This is a genomic window from Pseudomonas sp. P5_152 (assembly GCF_033989915.1).
In the GTDB taxonomy this organism is placed as follows: Bacteria; Pseudomonadota; Gammaproteobacteria; order Pseudomonadales; family Pseudomonadaceae; genus Aquipseudomonas.
This window is the reverse complement of sequence record NZ_JASFAH010000002.1, coordinates 4588233-4603039: the sequence shown is the minus strand read 5'-3', so window position 1 is coordinate 4603039 and position 14807 is coordinate 4588233. Positions and strand designations below refer to the sequence as shown.

General features: G+C 64.0%; 13 protein-coding genes. 3 read left to right on the top strand and 10 right to left on the bottom strand.

The window, feature by feature from the left end:
- Positions 1-29: 29 nt before the first annotated feature.
- Entirely contained in the window at positions 30-1412 is a 1383-nt protein-coding gene (locus tag QMK50_RS20860; RefSeq protein WP_095171643.1) for a glutamine synthetase family protein, read from the bottom strand.
- A 650-nt stretch (positions 1413-2062) separates the two neighbouring features.
- Here QMK50_RS20860 and QMK50_RS20855 point away from each other — a divergent pair.
- Together QMK50_RS20855 and QMK50_RS20850 are read left to right on the top strand one after the other, a co-directional pair.
- Positions 2063-3247 (top strand): cyanate transporter, encoded by a 1185-nt coding sequence (locus tag QMK50_RS20855; protein WP_095171698.1) that lies wholly within the window; start codon positions 2063-2065, stop codon positions 3245-3247.
- A 102-nt stretch (positions 3248-3349) separates the two neighbouring features.
- Positions 3350-4285, top strand: coding sequence for a LysR family transcriptional regulator (locus QMK50_RS20850; protein ID WP_320333857.1), 936 nt, complete (start codon positions 3350-3352; stop codon positions 4283-4285).
- Between the two features lie 15 nt (positions 4286-4300).
- On the opposite strand, the gene QMK50_RS20845 is transcribed toward QMK50_RS20850, so the two are convergent.
- From QMK50_RS20845 to QMK50_RS20805, 9 genes are all read right to left on the bottom strand, one after another.
- Entirely contained in the window at positions 4301-4666 is a 366-nt protein-coding gene (locus QMK50_RS20845; RefSeq protein WP_095171702.1) for a 5-carboxymethyl-2-hydroxymuconate Delta-isomerase, read from the bottom strand.
- A 77-nt stretch (positions 4667-4743) separates the two neighbouring features.
- The gene (locus QMK50_RS20840) at positions 4744-5664 is read right to left on the bottom strand and encodes a LysR substrate-binding domain-containing protein (protein ID WP_095171704.1); all 921 of its coding nucleotides are present in this window, start codon (positions 5662-5664) and stop codon (positions 4744-4746) included.
- A 157-nt stretch (positions 5665-5821) separates the two neighbouring features.
- On the bottom strand, positions 5822-7003 hold the full coding sequence (locus QMK50_RS20835) for a pyridoxal phosphate-dependent aminotransferase (protein ID WP_095171706.1): 1182 nt from the start codon (positions 7001-7003) through the stop codon (positions 5822-5824).
- 49 nt (positions 7004-7052) lie between these two features.
- A complete protein-coding gene (locus QMK50_RS20830) occupies positions 7053-7742 on the bottom strand; it encodes an ABC transporter permease (protein WP_095171708.1) in 690 nt (229 codons plus the stop codon).
- 12 nt (positions 7743-7754) lie between these two features.
- Positions 7755-8468, bottom strand: coding sequence for an ABC transporter permease (locus QMK50_RS20825; RefSeq protein WP_095171710.1), 714 nt, complete (start codon positions 8466-8468; stop codon positions 7755-7757).
- Between the two features lie 36 nt (positions 8469-8504).
- Complete coding sequence (locus QMK50_RS20820; RefSeq protein ID WP_095171712.1) at positions 8505-9281, bottom strand: transporter substrate-binding domain-containing protein; 777 nt, start codon at positions 9279-9281, stop codon at positions 8505-8507.
- A 52-nt stretch (positions 9282-9333) separates the two neighbouring features.
- Positions 9334-10149 carry an ABC transporter ATP-binding protein gene (locus QMK50_RS20815; RefSeq protein WP_269467580.1) on the bottom strand — a complete coding sequence of 272 codons (816 nt, stop codon included), beginning with the start codon at positions 10147-10149 and terminating at the stop codon, positions 9334-9336.
- A 49-nt stretch (positions 10150-10198) separates the two neighbouring features.
- On the bottom strand, positions 10199-11782 hold the full coding sequence (locus QMK50_RS20810; protein ID WP_159994271.1) for an amidohydrolase: 1584 nt from the start codon (positions 11780-11782) through the stop codon (positions 10199-10201).
- Between the two features lie 34 nt (positions 11783-11816).
- Positions 11817-13418, bottom strand: coding sequence for a 5-guanidino-2-oxopentanoate decarboxylase (locus QMK50_RS20805; RefSeq protein WP_159994269.1), 1602 nt, complete (start codon positions 13416-13418; stop codon positions 11817-11819).
- A 249-nt stretch (positions 13419-13667) separates the two neighbouring features.
- On the opposite strand from QMK50_RS20805, the gene QMK50_RS20800 reads away from it, so the two are divergent.
- Positions 13668-14786, top strand: a complete 1119-nt coding sequence (locus QMK50_RS20800; protein ID WP_320333856.1) for a M14 family metallopeptidase — start codon at positions 13668-13670, stop codon at positions 14784-14786.
- Positions 14787-14807: the final 21 nt, after the last annotated feature.

The window sequence follows — 14807 nt, the reverse complement described above, 5'->3', positions numbered from 1 at the left end:
TGGCGTCCTGTTTGTTAACTATTCCTATCTCACGCCTGATGCAAGTACCAGCGCCAGTCCTGCTCGCCGACTTCGCCCATGAACTGGCGGTACTCGGCACGCTTGACTGCCAGGTAGACCCCAAGGAACGGCGCACCAAAGGCATCCCGGGCCCAGGCCGAACTTTCCAGTGCACGCAGGGTGGTCAGCCAGTCCGTGGGCAGCAATTCCTTGGCCTGGGCGTAACCGTTGCCCTCGACCGGCGCTCCCGGGTCGCGCTGCTCGCGAATGCCGCGATGAATGCCGGCCAGGATCGCCGCGGCTGCCAGGTAAGGGTTGGCATCGGCGCCGCAGATGCGGTGCTCGATATGCCGCGAAAACGCCGGCCCGCCGGGCACTCGCAGGCTCACGGTGCGGTTGTCGACGCCCCAGGTGGCGGCCAGCGGCGCGTAGCTGTTGGTCTGGAAACGGCGATAGGAGTTGGCGTTGGGGCAGAACAACAGCAAGGAGTCGAGCAAGGTGCTGAGCATGCCACCGACCGCCTGGCGCAGCAGCGGCGTGCCATCGGGGGCGTCGCTGGCAAACAGGTTGTTGCCGTCCTTGTCGGCGATGCTGACGTGCATGTGCATGCCGGTACCGGCCAGGTCATCGAACGGCTTGGCCATGAAACAGGCACTCATCCCATGCTTGTGGGCCACGCCCTTGACCAGGCGTTTATAGCGCACCGCCTCGTCCATGGCCTGCAGGGCATCTTCGCGGTGCTCGAGGGTGATCTCGACCTGGCCCGGAGCGTATTCGGAAATCGCCGTGCGCGCCGGAATCCCCTGTAGCTTGCAGGCGGCATAGAGGTCGGCGAGAAACGGCTCGATCTGCTCCAGTTCACGCAAACCGTAGACCTGGGTCGAGCGCGGCCGCCCACCGTCGACGTCCCGCGCCGGTTGCGGGCGACCCTGGCTGTCACGCTGCTGATCGAGCAGGTAGAACTCCAGCTCCGCGGCCATCACCGGGTAATAACCATCGGCCTTGAGCCCATCGATCACCTTGGCCAGCAAATGCCGAGGATCGGCCACGGTCGCCGGCATGCCTTCTTGCGGGTGCATGCTGACCTGCACCGCCGCCGTCGGAATCTGCCGCCATGGCATGCGCTGCAAACTGCCGCTGACCGGGTAGGCGCGGCAATCGATGTCGCCGACCTCCCAGACCAGCCCGGAGTTTTCCACGTCGTCGCCATTGATGGTCAGGCCCAGGATGGTGCTGGGCAGCGGCCGCCCGCTCTGGTAGACCGCCAACAACTCATCGCGGTGCAACAACTTGCCCCGGGGCACGCCGTTGTTATCGACAATGAACAGCTCGAACATCTCGATATCCGGGTTGGCTTGCAGAAAATCGTTGGCTTCTTGCAGGGAGGCAAAGGGGCTCGTGGCAACACTCATGGGAACGCTCGTATATCCGGGTCAGGCAGGCGCACAGGCACCGCCAGTCAGGCCCCGGAGCAACACCGGGGCCGTTGAAGTGATTCAACGGGAAATACGCACATCCGGTGGGCGCGCATGGCGGCAGTGCCATAGCGCCCAAAAGGCCAGTTCCGAAGGCAGGGCAGACAGGTTCAATGCACTGGCGGGCAAGAACCGACGCCGAGGCTGACGGCATGACGCACTAGCGCCAGGCACCGCTGCGGGGTGAGTGTCGATCGAGCAACCGTCCATAGGGTAAACCACAGAACATAGAGGGCGAACAGCGTCACACGGGACAGTTAGTCGTTAAATCCACAGATCAAGAACCTTGGGTGCAGACTTGCTAAACATTTCCTCACTGCAATCCTGCGAGGACTGCGTCCTCGAACGCAGCCTCGCAGGCTCGACAGCTGCTACGGGGGATTGGGGTATTGCTGAGATCTGTGGTGTGGCTCAGATCGCCATCGCGGGCAAGCCCGCTCCCACAGAGAAATGCGTTCCCCCAGAAAAAACAGGCCAGCCCCTCACCCCCAACAAATTTAATTTCTAAATCCCCCCGCAGACTTTCTGATTTGCCGCCCCCCACCCCCAACCCGCCTAATCCAGCCCTAGCCCCCCAAGGTCCGATTATGCAAACCGTACGCGCCACCTCCCGCCCCGCCATCTGGCTGATGCTAGCCGTCGTTCTCGTCGCCCTGAACCTACGCCCGTCCATGGCCGCCATCGGCCCGCTACTGACCGGCATCCGCAGCGACATCCCCCTGAGCTTCAGCCTCGCCGCCCTGCTCACCATGCTGCCGGTCATGGCCATGGGGCTGGCGATGTTCTTCGGCATGCGCATCAGCCGCCACCTGGGCGAACACCGCACCGTGGTCCTGTCGCTGCTGATCATCGGCCTGGCCACCGCCTCCCGGTTATTCCTCGACTCGGCCGCCGAACTGATCTTCAGCGCCGTCCTGGCCGGCATCGGCATCGCCCTGATCCAGGCACTGCTGCCGGCCCTGATCAAATCCCGCTTCAGCGATAACGTCTCGCTGTTCATGGGCCTGTATGTCACCTCGATCATGGCCGGCGCTGCCATTGCCGCCTCATTCGCGCCTCTGGTGATGATCAACACCGGCAGTTGGCGCATCGGCCTGGCGATCTGGGCGGCACTGGCGGTTGTCGCCTTGCTGTTCTGGTACGCCCAACGTTCGGCCATCGCTCCCCAGGCCAACCCAACCGTCAACAACACGTCCTTTGCCGGTAATCCCCGCGCCTGGTTGCTGGCCATCTTCTTTGGCCTGGGCACGGCGTCCTATACCTGCGTGCTGGCATGGCTGGCGCCCTACTACGTGGAGAAAGGCTGGAGTGAACAGAGTGCCGGCCTGGTGCTGGGGTTTCTCACTGCCATGGAAGTGATCTCCGGCCTGCTGACCCCGGCCCTGGCCAACCGCAGCCGCGACAAACGCCTGGTGCTGATGGTGTTGCTGGGCCTGATCGTCGCCGGTTTCTGCGGGCTGATCCTCAGCCCAGAGTCCCTGAGCCTGCTCTGGCCTTGCCTGTTGGGGTTGGGCATCGGCGGGTTGTTTCCAATGAGCCTGATCGTCTCGCTGGACCACCTCGACCACCCGCAGCGCGCCGGCGGCCTGACGGCCTTCGTGCAAGGCATCGGCTACCTGATTGCCGGGGTTTCGCCGCTGATTGCCGGGATGATCCGCGATCAACTAGGCAGTTTCGAATGGGCCTGGTGGGCCCTGACCGCGGTGGTGCTGGTGATGATGCTGATGGTCCTGCGCTTCGACCCACGCCACTATGCCAGGCACATCGACTGAGCAGCCGAGTCTGCGGCGCATGGTCCTGAGCCGCGCCTTCCGTTAGCATCCCTGGTCCAGGCGTGTGCGCAACCTGCACACGCCGCTGAACGGACGTTATGGATGCTCAACAGTAACTTGCTGCGCAAGCTCGATATGCAGGACCTGATGGTGTTCATCGCGGTGTATGAACAGTGCAATGTCAGCGGCGTATCCGACGCCTTGTGCGTCAGCCAGTCCACCGTGAGTTATTGCCTGAAGAAACTGCGCACCAGTTTCGAGGACGAGTTGTTCATCAACACCCGGACCGGCATGCGCGCGACGGACAGGGCCAGCAGCATGTACCCCCATGTGCTGCAGATCATCGAGAGCATCAACCTGTGCCATGCCGGGGTCCAGGCGTTCGACCCGACTCGGCGGGCCGTGACCTTCAACCTCTGCGCCCCGGAGTACTTCGAACAGTTGGTCCTGCCGCGCCTGCTGCGACGCTTCGCCCAGGTCGACCTGCCGGTGACCATCAATGTGCACAAACTCGAAAGTGAGATTCCCGCCGAAGAACTGCGCGACGGCCGCATCGATCTGGTGATCGGCTTCGGCCCTAATTTTCATCAGCACCACAGTGACTTCAAGTCCCAGGTTTTGCTCACCGATGACCTGGTGTGCGTGGTCGACCAGCACGCCCCGCACCCTACGCCGCGCTTCAGCCTGCAGGATTTCGCCCAGCGCCGGCATGTCTTTCCCACGCCCTGGACTTCCAGCACCAACATGGTCGATGGTTGGCTTGCTCAGCAGGCCCACAAACGGCAGGTTGTCGCCCGCGCCAACAGCTACAGTGCGGCGCTGAAGTTGATTGTCGGCACCGATTACCTGCTGGCCATGCCGCGGCGTATCCAGCAGTTGCTGGCCAGCGAACCCGGGTTCAGCCATTACGAGGCGCCCCAGGGTCTGCCGAGGTTCAGCCTGGACATGCTGTGGAGCGAGGCCAGCGACCTGGACAGCGCCAACACCTGGCTGCGCGAGCAGGTGATCGAGGCCTGTGTCGCGCAACCGCTGGAGTGAAGGGTGCGGCGGGTCTCAGCGACCGATGGCGGTCTTGGTGTAGGACTCGCGGTCAATGTCCAGGACTTCGACGGACAGTTGCACCTCGACCCCGGCCGGCCATTCGCACAGGTCCTGCAGGACCGCCAGCAGGCTATCGGACAATTGCTTCTTGATCGCCGGTGAACGGCCACTGAGTATCGCCAGGCGCAACGCCACGAAGCCCCGCTCGCCCATGCCGGTACCTACACGGAATGCGCCTACCTGCATGGCCCGACTCTTGATGTCGAACTCATCGGCAAACTGCCCGGAACCGGCCAGCGCGTGGTTGAAACGCAGCAGCGCCACGTCCGCGTTGAGCCCTGGCAGGTTGTCGGTGTATTCCATGTGCAGGTGAGGCATTGCAGTGCTCCTTGGGTTAACCATAAAAGTGCCTACGTATAGCACAGACCGCTCCTACCGCCCTCTGCGACATTGGCCTAGATCTGCGGCGCCCCGCGGTCGCTCATGAAGGCTTCCAGGCGCGAGCGCAACCAACGCTCGGCCGGGTCGGTGTCGACATGGCTGAGCCAGACCATGGACAGGTCCAGGGTCGGGGTGTGGAACGGGAACGGCTCCTTGAACAATTGCCCCGAGGCAGCCATGGCTGCGGCGGTGTAGTCCGGCAGGCTGGCGATCAAGTCGGTGCCCGCCAACAAGGCCGGCAAGGCACTGTATTGCGGCACCGATAACACCACCTGGCGGGTGCGGCCGATCTCGGCCAGCCACTCATCGGCAAAGCCGCTGACGTTGGCGGTGTGCGAGACCAGCACATGGGGCCGGGCGCAGTATTCGTCGAGGGTCAGCGGCGTGTCCGAGGCATCGGCACGCAGGATGCTGGGCTGGATGTGGCGCAACAACTTGCGCTTGGCATTGGCCGGCAGGCCACGGGTCTGGCTGATGCCGACGGTGATATCGCCTGACGCCAGCAAGTCGGGAATCCGCCAGTAGTCAACATGCTGCACCACGAACACCACCTGCGGCGCTTCCTGGCGCAAGGCGCGCAACAACGGTGGCAGCAGGCCGAACTCGACGTCATCGGACAGGCCGATGCGAAAGGTCATGGTGCTGCTGGCGGGATCGAACTCGCGGGTCAGGCTCAGGGCCGAAGACAAGGCGTCGAGCGCCGGAGACAGATGCTGGATCAGCTCTTCGGCCCGCGCCGTAGGCTCCATGCGATGACCGACCCGGATAAACAGCGGGTCGTTGAGCATGACTCGCAGGCGATTGAGTGCCGAGCTGATTGTGGGCTGGCCGAGAAACAGCTTTTCCGCCGCGCGTGTCACGTTGCGTTCGAGCATCAGCGTTTCAAACACCACCATCAGGTTGATGTCGGCCTTGCGCAGTTCATTGCGATTCATCTACCGCCCCCAGTCCCCAAGACTGGCGACAGTTTAGGAAGCCGTGGGGAGTGCCGTCCATCGACATCGACGATTGATTGCACACCCGTGGGCAAACATCCGCTAGCCAACACCCGGCGGCCCGCTCACTCGGGGCGCCGGGTGCCATGAGCCACAGTCAGTTGCGGGCTTGAAGCCCTTCGATAAAGCCGGCGATACGCCCACAGGCGTCGCTCAACGCGGCATCGGAGACGGTGAAGGAGATCCGCACGAAACCGGCGGTGCTGGCCCCAAAGGCGCTGGCATCGAGTACCGAGACACCCGTGGCGCGGAACAGCTGCCAGGCGAAGTCGGTGCTCGACAGGCCGGTATCCCGCACATCCACCAGCATGAACATGCCGGCCTCGGGCACCTTGCACTTGAGCAGCGGCACGTTGCGCAACCCGGCGACCACCAGATCACGCCGACGGCGATACAACTCGCGCGCCTGGCCGACCACCTGCTCATCCAGCTCCAGCGCCTTCAACGCGGCGGCCTGGATGAAGCCCGGCAAGCCATACAGCATGCACAACAGCAGGTTATCCAGATGGCCGATCAGTTCCTGTGGCCCGACCACCCAGCCGACCCGCCAACCGGTCATGGCATGGGACTTGGACAGGCTGTTGAGCACCACGGTGCGTTCGCCCATGCCTTCCAGGGTCGCCACGCTCTGGTGCGCACGATCGTAGGTGAGCTGGCCGTAGACCTCGTCACTGATCACCCACAGGTTGTGCCGCTGGGCCACCAGGGCCACCGCTTCCAGTTCCTCGCGGGTGTAGACGTTGCCGGTGGGGTTGTTGGGCGTGGCCAGGGCGATGCCGCGAGTCTTGTCGGTCACCACCGCCTCGATGGCGGCCAGGGTCAAGCGGAAATCGTTTTCCGCCGGTTGGGCAATCGGCACCAGGCGGGCACCGCTGGCCTGGATGCTGGCCTCGTAGGTCAGGTACATCGGCGCCGGCACTAGCACCTCATCGCCGGTTTCGAACAGGCACATGGCGGTGGCGTACAAACCATTCTGCGCTCCAGCCACCAGGGCCACGTTGGCGGCGGACACCGGCTGGCCGAGCAAGGCCGTCTGCTTGGCGGCAATCGCCTCGCGCAGGGCCGGGCGGCCGATCACGTGGCAGTAGTGGGTGTCGCCTTCGTTCAGGGCCTGGATCGCAGCCGCGCAGATCTCGTCGGCGGTGGCGAAGTCCGGATCGCCGATACTCAGGACGATGGCATCTTCACCCCGGGCCTGGGCATCACACGCGGCGTAGTGAATGTCCCAGGCGCTGACCGTCTCACCGCTGATGCGCTGGACCATGGACGAATATTTCATGAAAAACTCCTTGTGAGCCCTCGGGCCGACGTATCAACACAGCGTGAAGTCAGGCCTGTCGTTGGGGCGTTTTGCCGATACGGGCAAAGCCTTGTTCGATCAAGATCGCCAGAATGATGTAAATCACCGCCACCACCAGCAGCGGCTCATAGACTCGCAACGTTTGCGCACGCACCAGGTTGGCCGCACCGAGCAAGTCGGTGACCGCAACGGTTGAGGCCAGCGCCGTGGCCTTGAGCAGCATCACGCTCTCCCCTGCCAGGGTCGGGCGCAGCATCTGCAAGGCACGCGGCATCCATACTCGCCGCAGCACCAGCCAGGGCCGCATGCCATAGGCCCGCCCCGCTTCCAGCTCGCCACGCGGTACTGCGCGCAAACCACCGCGCAGCACTTCGCCGACATACGCCGAAACGCTCAGGGTCAGGGCAAACGCAACGTACCAGAAACCTTCACGCAAGTACGGCCAGAACATGCTGCCGCGAATCAACGGGAAGGTAGCGAACAGGCTACCCACGCCGTAGTAAAGCACGTAGATCTGCACCAGCAAGGGCGTGCCACGCAGGACGCTGGTGTAGAACCGCAGGCCGTTGGCCAGGAAACGGTTCTTCGATAGGCGCCCCAGGGCCACGCCAACCGCCATCAGGAACCCGAAGAAACCCGAGATCAGCAACAGCTGCAGGGTCAGCCCTGCACCCTTGACCAACTCGTTGTAAAAACTGCTCAACCACTGAAAGTCCATGCCTGCCCTTCCCTATGAGTGCCGTGGCATCCAGCGTTCGAAGCGAACTTCGACCTGCCGGAACACCGAACTGGAAACCAGCGTGATCAGGTAATAGAACGCCGCGACCGCGAGGTAAAACAGCAAGTAGTGTTTGGTCGAGGCCGCAGCCTGGCGCCCGGCAGTCAGCAGTTCGCTGTAGCCGACTACGCTGATCAGCGCGCTTTCCTTGACCAGCACCAGCCACAGGTTGGACAGGCCGGCGATGGCGAACGGCAGCATGCTCGGCAGGATTACCCGGCGCACCAGCATCAAGCGATTGATGCCATAGGAGCGCGCGGCTTCGATCTGGCCGTGTGGAATCGATTCGATCGCCCCGCGGATGATCTCCCCCGAGTACGCGCCCTGCACAATGCCCAGCACCACCACGGCGGCCATGAACCCGTTGATCTCGACACTCGGTTGACCGAGCGCCGCCATCGTCAGGTTGATCAGGTCGGCACCGGCGTAATACAGCAGCAGGATCAGCAACAGCTCCGGCACTGCGCGGTACAGCGTGGTGTAGCAATTGGCGCAGACCACCATCCAGCGTGGTCCCTTGAGTTTGACCATGGCCACGATCAGACCGATAGACAGACCCAGGACAAAGGCGCCCAGGGAAATACCCAGGGTTTTCACCATGCCCTGCGCCAGGGCCTGGAGCCAACCGTCGGCAAAAAACAGCCGGGAAATTTCAGAAACAGTCATGAGCACACCTTCGCTGGGTTTGCTTGAGGTACCGGCTTACTCGAGGGCCGAGATGTCGGTCTTGAAATAGCGCTCACGGATTTTTTCGTAGCTGCCGTCGGTTCGCAGCGATTGCAGGGCCACGTTCAGACGCTCACGCAGGGCATCGTTGCCCTTGCGCACGCCCGCACCCACGCCGTCACCGAACAAGGGGTCGAGCGGAGCCACGCCCTTGCTCGCGAGCATGGCGTTGTCTGGCAGTTCGAGCAGCGGCTCGACCACCAACTGGTCGGCCAGCATGATGTCGACACGTCCGCTGCGCAGGTCGGCGAGGAGGTCGTCCTGGTCGTTGTAGTAACGGATGGTCGAGTCCTCGGCGTAGTACTTCTTGACGAAGGCGGCGTGGGTGGTGGAACCCTGCACGCCGATGATCTTGCCCTTGAGGCCGGCCGGGGTCGGGTCCAGTTCCAGGTTGCGCTCGCCGATCCACAGGGCGCGGGTGAAGAAGTACGGCTGGGTGAAGTCGATCACCTGTTGACGCTCGGGGGTGATCGACAGGGAGTTGAGCACCACGTCGACCTGCTGCGATTTGAGCGCCGGGATCAGACCGTCCCAGGACATTTCATTGAGGCTGCATTCGGCCTGCATGCGGGCGCAGACGGCGGTGATCATCTCCGGCTCGAAGCCGCTCCAATCGCCCTTGCCGCTCTTGAACGAGAACGGCGGATAGGGTTCCAGGGCGATGCCGAACACCAGTTTGTCCGCGGCCATCGCGCTGCTCGCGATGCCGGCCAGCAAGCAGGCTTGCAGGGTAACCAACAGAGTTTTTTTCATGCAGGGTGCCTCTTTCAGGTTGTTGTTATCGAGGTTGAAAAAACCGACGCGATTACCCGCGGTTGTCCTGGGCCATGACAAATTGCCGGCAGCGTTCGCTGCGCGGATCCAGCAGTACCTGTTGGGGCGGACCTTCTTCCTCGACCCGGCCCTGGTGCAGATAAATCACCTTGCTCGACACATCCCGGGCAAAGGCCATTTCGTGGGTCACCAGAATCATCGTGCGGCCTTCCTCGGCGATGCCCTGGATCACCCGCAACACTTCGCCCACCAGCTCCGGGTCGAGGGCCGAGGTCGGCTCATCGAACAGCATCACTTGCGGGCGCATGGCCAAGGCCCGGGCGATGGCCACGCGCTGTTGCTGGCCGCCCGACAGAAACGCCGGGTAGGCATTGCGCTTGTCGATCAAGCCGACTTTTTCCAGCAGTTGCTCGGCGTGGGCGGTGGCTTCCTTGCGGTCCTCTCCGAGCACATAGACCGGGGCTTCGATGACGTTCTCCAGCACTGTGCGGTGCGGCCACAGGTTGAAGCTCTGGAACACCATGCTCAGGCGGGTGCGCAGGCGCTCGACCTGACGCGGATCAGCGACCTGCGCGACCCCATGGCGTCCAGTCTTCAGGCGTACTTCTTCGCCATTGATGCGCAGGCTGCCGCTGCAGGGAATTTCCAGCAGGTTGATGCAGCGCAGCAGCGTGCTCTTGCCCGAGCCGCTGGAGCCGATCAGCGAGACCACTTCGCCCTCCTTGGCGCGCATCGAAATGCCCTTGAGGACGTGGTGGTCGGCGTAGCTTTTGTGCAGGTCGTCGATGGCGACGACCGAGGTGTCCGCTGCCGGCTGCGGGATGTTCACGTTGGTGAGTGCTTGCACGTCTGGCTCCTCGAATACGGGGGGTTGCGGTACGCAGGGCTGCGGGGCATTACTCGTCCTCGCGCGCCGGAATCCACCACTCCTCACCGCGTACGGTGGTGATGTACTCCGGCCAGCGGAAACGGTGCGGCGCCTGGAAGTCGGCGGGCAACAGGGGCGCCTGCCAATGCTCGCCACCGATGCCACCGCCGGTGCGCTGGTTGAACTCGGCCTTGGCCGCCGCCAGCAGGTCGTCGTTGCAGAACAGGTCGAGCAAGGTGCTGGCGATGGTTTTGGCCGCCACGTCGATCATCGGGTCGATGGTCTGCGGGATGCCGCCCAGGGCGTTGGAGACCCAGTCCGGGTAGACATGGCCGGCGGGCGCAGAGAGCATCGGCCGCGCGACGAGCAGGCGCACGGTCGGGCAATGCCAGGTGTATTCGGGGTAGTCGTCGGAGGTCAGGTACTTCTGCCAGGCCGGCATTTGCAGGCGCATCTGGCGTTCGCACTCCTGCGGCTCGATCAATTGTTCGATGGCTGGCAGGAAGGGTTCGGCCATCGGTTCCAGGCCCAGGTTGCGCTGGATGTCGCGGGCGATCTCGCAGGCTTCCAGGCCCCATTGCGGCGCACCGATGGCGGCCAGGTTGTCGTAGGTGGCCTGGGCCAGCACATGGTTGGCCAGGCCGCCACGGGACTTGCACACCCAGGTCTTTTTCCATTGGCAACCGGTGGCCATCGCCGCGGCGGCAGCGTTGTTGTCCATCACCGAGGAAATGGTTTCGGCCTGCTCGATCGAGTCGCAACGCAGCAGGTACTGGATCTGCGACAGGTGCGGCGGCAGGTTGTCGGCGGTGGCCTGGCCGGCAGTGAGGATGGCTTCGTTGTAGCTCCACAGGCCAGTGAACGGCAGGGTCGAACGGCGCAGGCTTTCATTGAGGTTGTAGAAGTGCATCAGCGCATCGTTGGCCCCCGGCGCGCGGGCTGCCAGGTGGTTCTGCGGGATGGGGCTGTAGCGGTCGGCGGCGATCCAGTTCTGCGGGTCTTCGCAGGTGAAGCTGTAGATGTAGGCGTAGGCGATTCCGCAATGGGTATCCCAGGTGGTGGTGTTGTTCAGCGGCAGCATGTAGGTGGGGTGAAAACTGATGGCCGCATCCAGGTTGTCGTAGTAACCCTTGGCGGCATGCACCGGCTTGGAGGCGCGCAGCTTTTCTGCCGGCTCGCCGAAGAAGCGGATGGTGCCCTGGATGCCAAACTCGAGCATCGCCGCCTTGGCCGCCAGCACCCCACCCAGGGCACTGATGCCGAGTGCCGAATGCGGGTCGGTGTGCCCGGGGGCAAACCGCGACAGGCCGTCACGCGGCATCTTGCGGGTGGTCGCGGCCTGGCAATTGCCAGGGACCGCGTCGTATTCGGCATAGGTCGCCAACACTGGGCCATTGCCGTTGCTGAAGGTGGCGCAGAAGGCGGTCGGCATGCCGCCACTGCCCTCCTCCACGGTGAAACCTTCCTTGCGCAGCAGCTCTACATACCAGGCGCAGGACTTGTACTCGCGAAACGCCGGTTCCGCGTAGTGCCAGATGATCTGGTGCCAATCGGACAACTGCTGGCGGTGCTGGTCGATCCATTTACGGGCAAATCTTTTCTGCAATTCCATGCGGCTCTCTCCCACAGATTCGGCGAATTGATGCTCAGGCAGACAGGAAGGCTGCGGCGTCCAGTTCCAGCAGGACCGGCTGGCGGGTGTCGGCCAGGCGGATCAGCGCTTCGCGCAACTGCTCGCGGCTACTAACGGACTGGTGCTGGACGTGGCAGGACTTGGCCAGCGCGGCGAAGTCCGGCGGCAGGATGTCGACGCCCAGTGGCGGGATCTCGCGGGCGGTCATGTAGTCGCGGATCTCGGCGTAGCAGTGGTTGTTCCACAGCACCACGATCACCCCTGCCTCGGCCTCACGCGCGGCGATCAACTCGGCGCTGGAGAACTGCACCCCGCCATCCCCCACCACTGCCAGTACCGGGCGCTCGGGCATCGCCAGCTTGGCGCCGATCGCCGCCGGCAAGCCGTAGCCCAAGGTGCCGAAACCGGTGCCGGCGTTGAACCAGCTGTTGGCTTGCGGCGCCCGGTAGCCGAGCGCGCCCTGATACACCGGCTGGGTCGAATCGCCGACCACAATCGGCGCTGGCAGGCTGTCGCGCAGGGTGTCGAGCATCTGCTGCATGACGTTTTGCTTGGGGCTCCAGCTCGCCCGCTCGGCGGCATTGACCCGCGCCACGCCAAGGCCGGCCCAGTCACTGGCGGGGCGCTCGGGCACGGCGCTCAAGAGTGCCTGCAGACCTTGCCCGGCGTCCCCCAGCAAACCGACATCGGCACGGGCTGCGCCGAGAATCTGCAGTGGGTCGATGTCGAGGCGAATCAGCGGTGCATTCAAGACCAGCGGCCCGAGGCCAAAGAAGTCGTAGTCGGTCTCGCCCAGTTCGGTGCCGACCGCCAGGACCACGTCGGCCTCGGCAAACAGCGCCCGGCCATGGGCCGACGACTGCACGCCATCGAGCAGCAACGGATGTTCCGGCGCCAGCAGGCCACGGGCATTGGTGGTCAGGGCCACGGGGGCCTGCAGCCGCTCGGCCAGCGCTTGCAGCAACGGGCCGGCACGCCGGGCGCCGCCACCCGCGAGGATCAACGGCTTACGCGCGGCGGCCAGCAGTTGCACCGCTGCGTCGATATTCACTGCGGCCGGGGCCGGGGCTTGCGGCAAGGTGCGCGGGCGCAGGTCGAGGCCATCGGCCGGCATCTCCAGCACGTCGAGGGGGATTTCGATATGCACCGGCCGTGGCCGCGCGCAACTGAACAGCGCAAAGGCACGGGCCAGCACTTCCGGCAATTCCTGTGGGCGCTGCAGGGTATGGCTGAAGGCGCAGACCCCGGAGACGACGGCGCGCTGGTCGGGCATTTCATGCAGATAGCCATGGCCCAGGCGCTGGTGTTCGCGGCGGCTGGTGGTGGAGATCACCAGCATCGGCACTGAGTCGGCGTAGGCCTGGCCCATGGCGGTGAGGATGTTGGTCATGCCGGGGCCGGTGATGATGAAGCACACCCCGGGCTTGCCGCTGGCGCGGGCATAACCGTCGGCCATGAACCCGGCGCCCTGCTCGTGCCGTGGGCTGATGTGGCGCAGCGAACTGCCGTGCAATCCGCGATACAGCTCGACCGTGTGCACGCCGGGAATGCCGAACACCGACTCCACGCCGTAGCCTTCGAGTAACTGGACGAGCGCCTGGGCACAACTGGTCATGCGAGCACCTCTGTATTGTTATGGTTATGTCAGGCATGCGCGGCCTGATTCGAGGGCTCTAGTATTGGTGACAAAACAATTACATCAATCGAAATAAATTTGCGTCTTTGTCCAATTTAATTGAACAGATCGACCGTCGATGAGGGGGCGAAAGGATCATATTGCTCACCAGTGATGGGCAAATTATTCGATTGTGGGGGTTGGGCATTTTCATAAAGATGCTGCGACGGCCTCCATAAGGAAGACAACATGCACGTCCGGCACCAGCCCCTCTTGACCCGCAATCCCTGCACCCAGCGCCAGCTGATCAGCCTGCATTACGGTCAGCCCGGGGGCGCCGGCAAGGTGTACCTGCAAGCCAGCCTGCACGCCGACGAGTTGCCCGGCATGCTCGCGCTGCATCATTTGCGTTTGCTGCTGGACGAGGCCGAGGCCCGTGGCGAGATCCTCGGGGAAATCGTGCTGGTGCCGATCGCCAACCCGATCGGCCTGGAACAGACGCTGATGCACGATGCCATGGGCCGTTTTGACTTCAACAGTGGCGAGAACTTCAACCGGCGTTACCCGGATCTGGCGCAGATGATCCAGGCGCAGCTTGGTGATGAGCTCAACGACGATCCGCAACACAACCTGCAACTGATTCGCCGCGCCATGGCCGCGGCCTTGCACGGGATGCTGCCGGGCAGCGAGCTCGACTCCCTGCGCCAGGCGCAATTGCTGCTGGCCCACGACGCCGACTTCGTCCTCGACCTGCATTGCGACGCCCAGGCGGTGGTCCACCTGTACGGCGAAACGCCTTATCAGGCCCAACTCGAACCCCTGGCCCGCTACATTGGTGCCCAGGCCACCCTGCTGGCCAGCGGCACCGGTGCCGGCTCGTTCGACGAAGCCTGCGGCCAACCCTGGTGGCGCCTGGCGCAACAGTTCGCCGACCGCTTCCCGATTCCCTCCGGTTGCGTCGCCGCCACCGTCGAGCTGCGGGGCGAAGCGCAAGTCGAGCACCCACTGGCCAGCCAGGACGCCGCCGCGCTCTACGCCTTCCTGCAACACCGCGGCCTGCTCGCCGGCACCGCGCCGCCGCTACCCGCCCTGCTCCAGCCCATCACCCCTTTCGACGGCTCCCTGACCCTACGCGCCCCGTGCGCCGGGCTGGTGGTGTTCCTGCACAGCCCGGGAGCCTGGATCGAGCGCGAGCAACCGGTGGTCCACATCATTGACCCCATCAGCGGCACGACCCAGGTGGTGTGCAGCACCACAAGCGGAGTGATGTACATGCGCAGCGCCATCCGCTTTGCCGCGGCGGGAGTGGAGCTGTGCAAGGTGGCGGGAGCGGTGCCGTTGGCGGGTGGGGTGGTGGTTTCGGCGTGATGAGGTGCGTGGTGTGTTTGA

Coding starts and splice junctions, on each gene's coding strand:
- QMK50_RS20860 (WP_095171643.1), bottom strand. CDS start 1,412: ATGAGTGTTGCCACGAGCCCCTTTGCCTCCCTGCAAGAAGCCAACGAT.
- QMK50_RS20855 (WP_095171698.1), top strand. CDS start 2,063: ATGCAAACCGTACGCGCCACCTCCCGCCCCGCCATCTGGCTGATGCTA.
- QMK50_RS20850 (WP_320333857.1), top strand. CDS start 3,350: ATGCTCAACAGTAACTTGCTGCGCAAGCTCGATATGCAGGACCTGATG.
- QMK50_RS20845 (WP_095171702.1), bottom strand. CDS start 4,666: ATGCCTCACCTGCACATGGAATACACCGACAACCTGCCAGGGCTCAAC.
- QMK50_RS20840 (WP_095171704.1), bottom strand. CDS start 5,664: ATGAATCGCAATGAACTGCGCAAGGCCGACATCAACCTGATGGTGGTG.
- QMK50_RS20835 (WP_095171706.1), bottom strand. CDS start 7,003: ATGAAATATTCGTCCATGGTCCAGCGCATCAGCGGTGAGACGGTCAGC.
- QMK50_RS20830 (WP_095171708.1), bottom strand. CDS start 7,742: ATGGACTTTCAGTGGTTGAGCAGTTTTTACAACGAGTTGGTCAAGGGT.
- QMK50_RS20825 (WP_095171710.1), bottom strand. CDS start 8,468: ATGACTGTTTCTGAAATTTCCCGGCTGTTTTTTGCCGACGGTTGGCTC.
- QMK50_RS20820 (WP_095171712.1), bottom strand. CDS start 9,281: ATGAAAAAAACTCTGTTGGTTACCCTGCAAGCCTGCTTGCTGGCCGGC.
- QMK50_RS20810 (WP_159994271.1), bottom strand. CDS start 11,782: ATGGAATTGCAGAAAAGATTTGCCCGTAAATGGATCGACCAGCACCGC.
- QMK50_RS20805 (WP_159994269.1), bottom strand. CDS start 13,418: ATGACCAGTTGTGCCCAGGCGCTCGTCCAGTTACTCGAAGGCTACGGC.
- QMK50_RS20800 (WP_320333856.1), top strand. CDS start 13,668: ATGCACGTCCGGCACCAGCCCCTCTTGACCCGCAATCCCTGCACCCAG.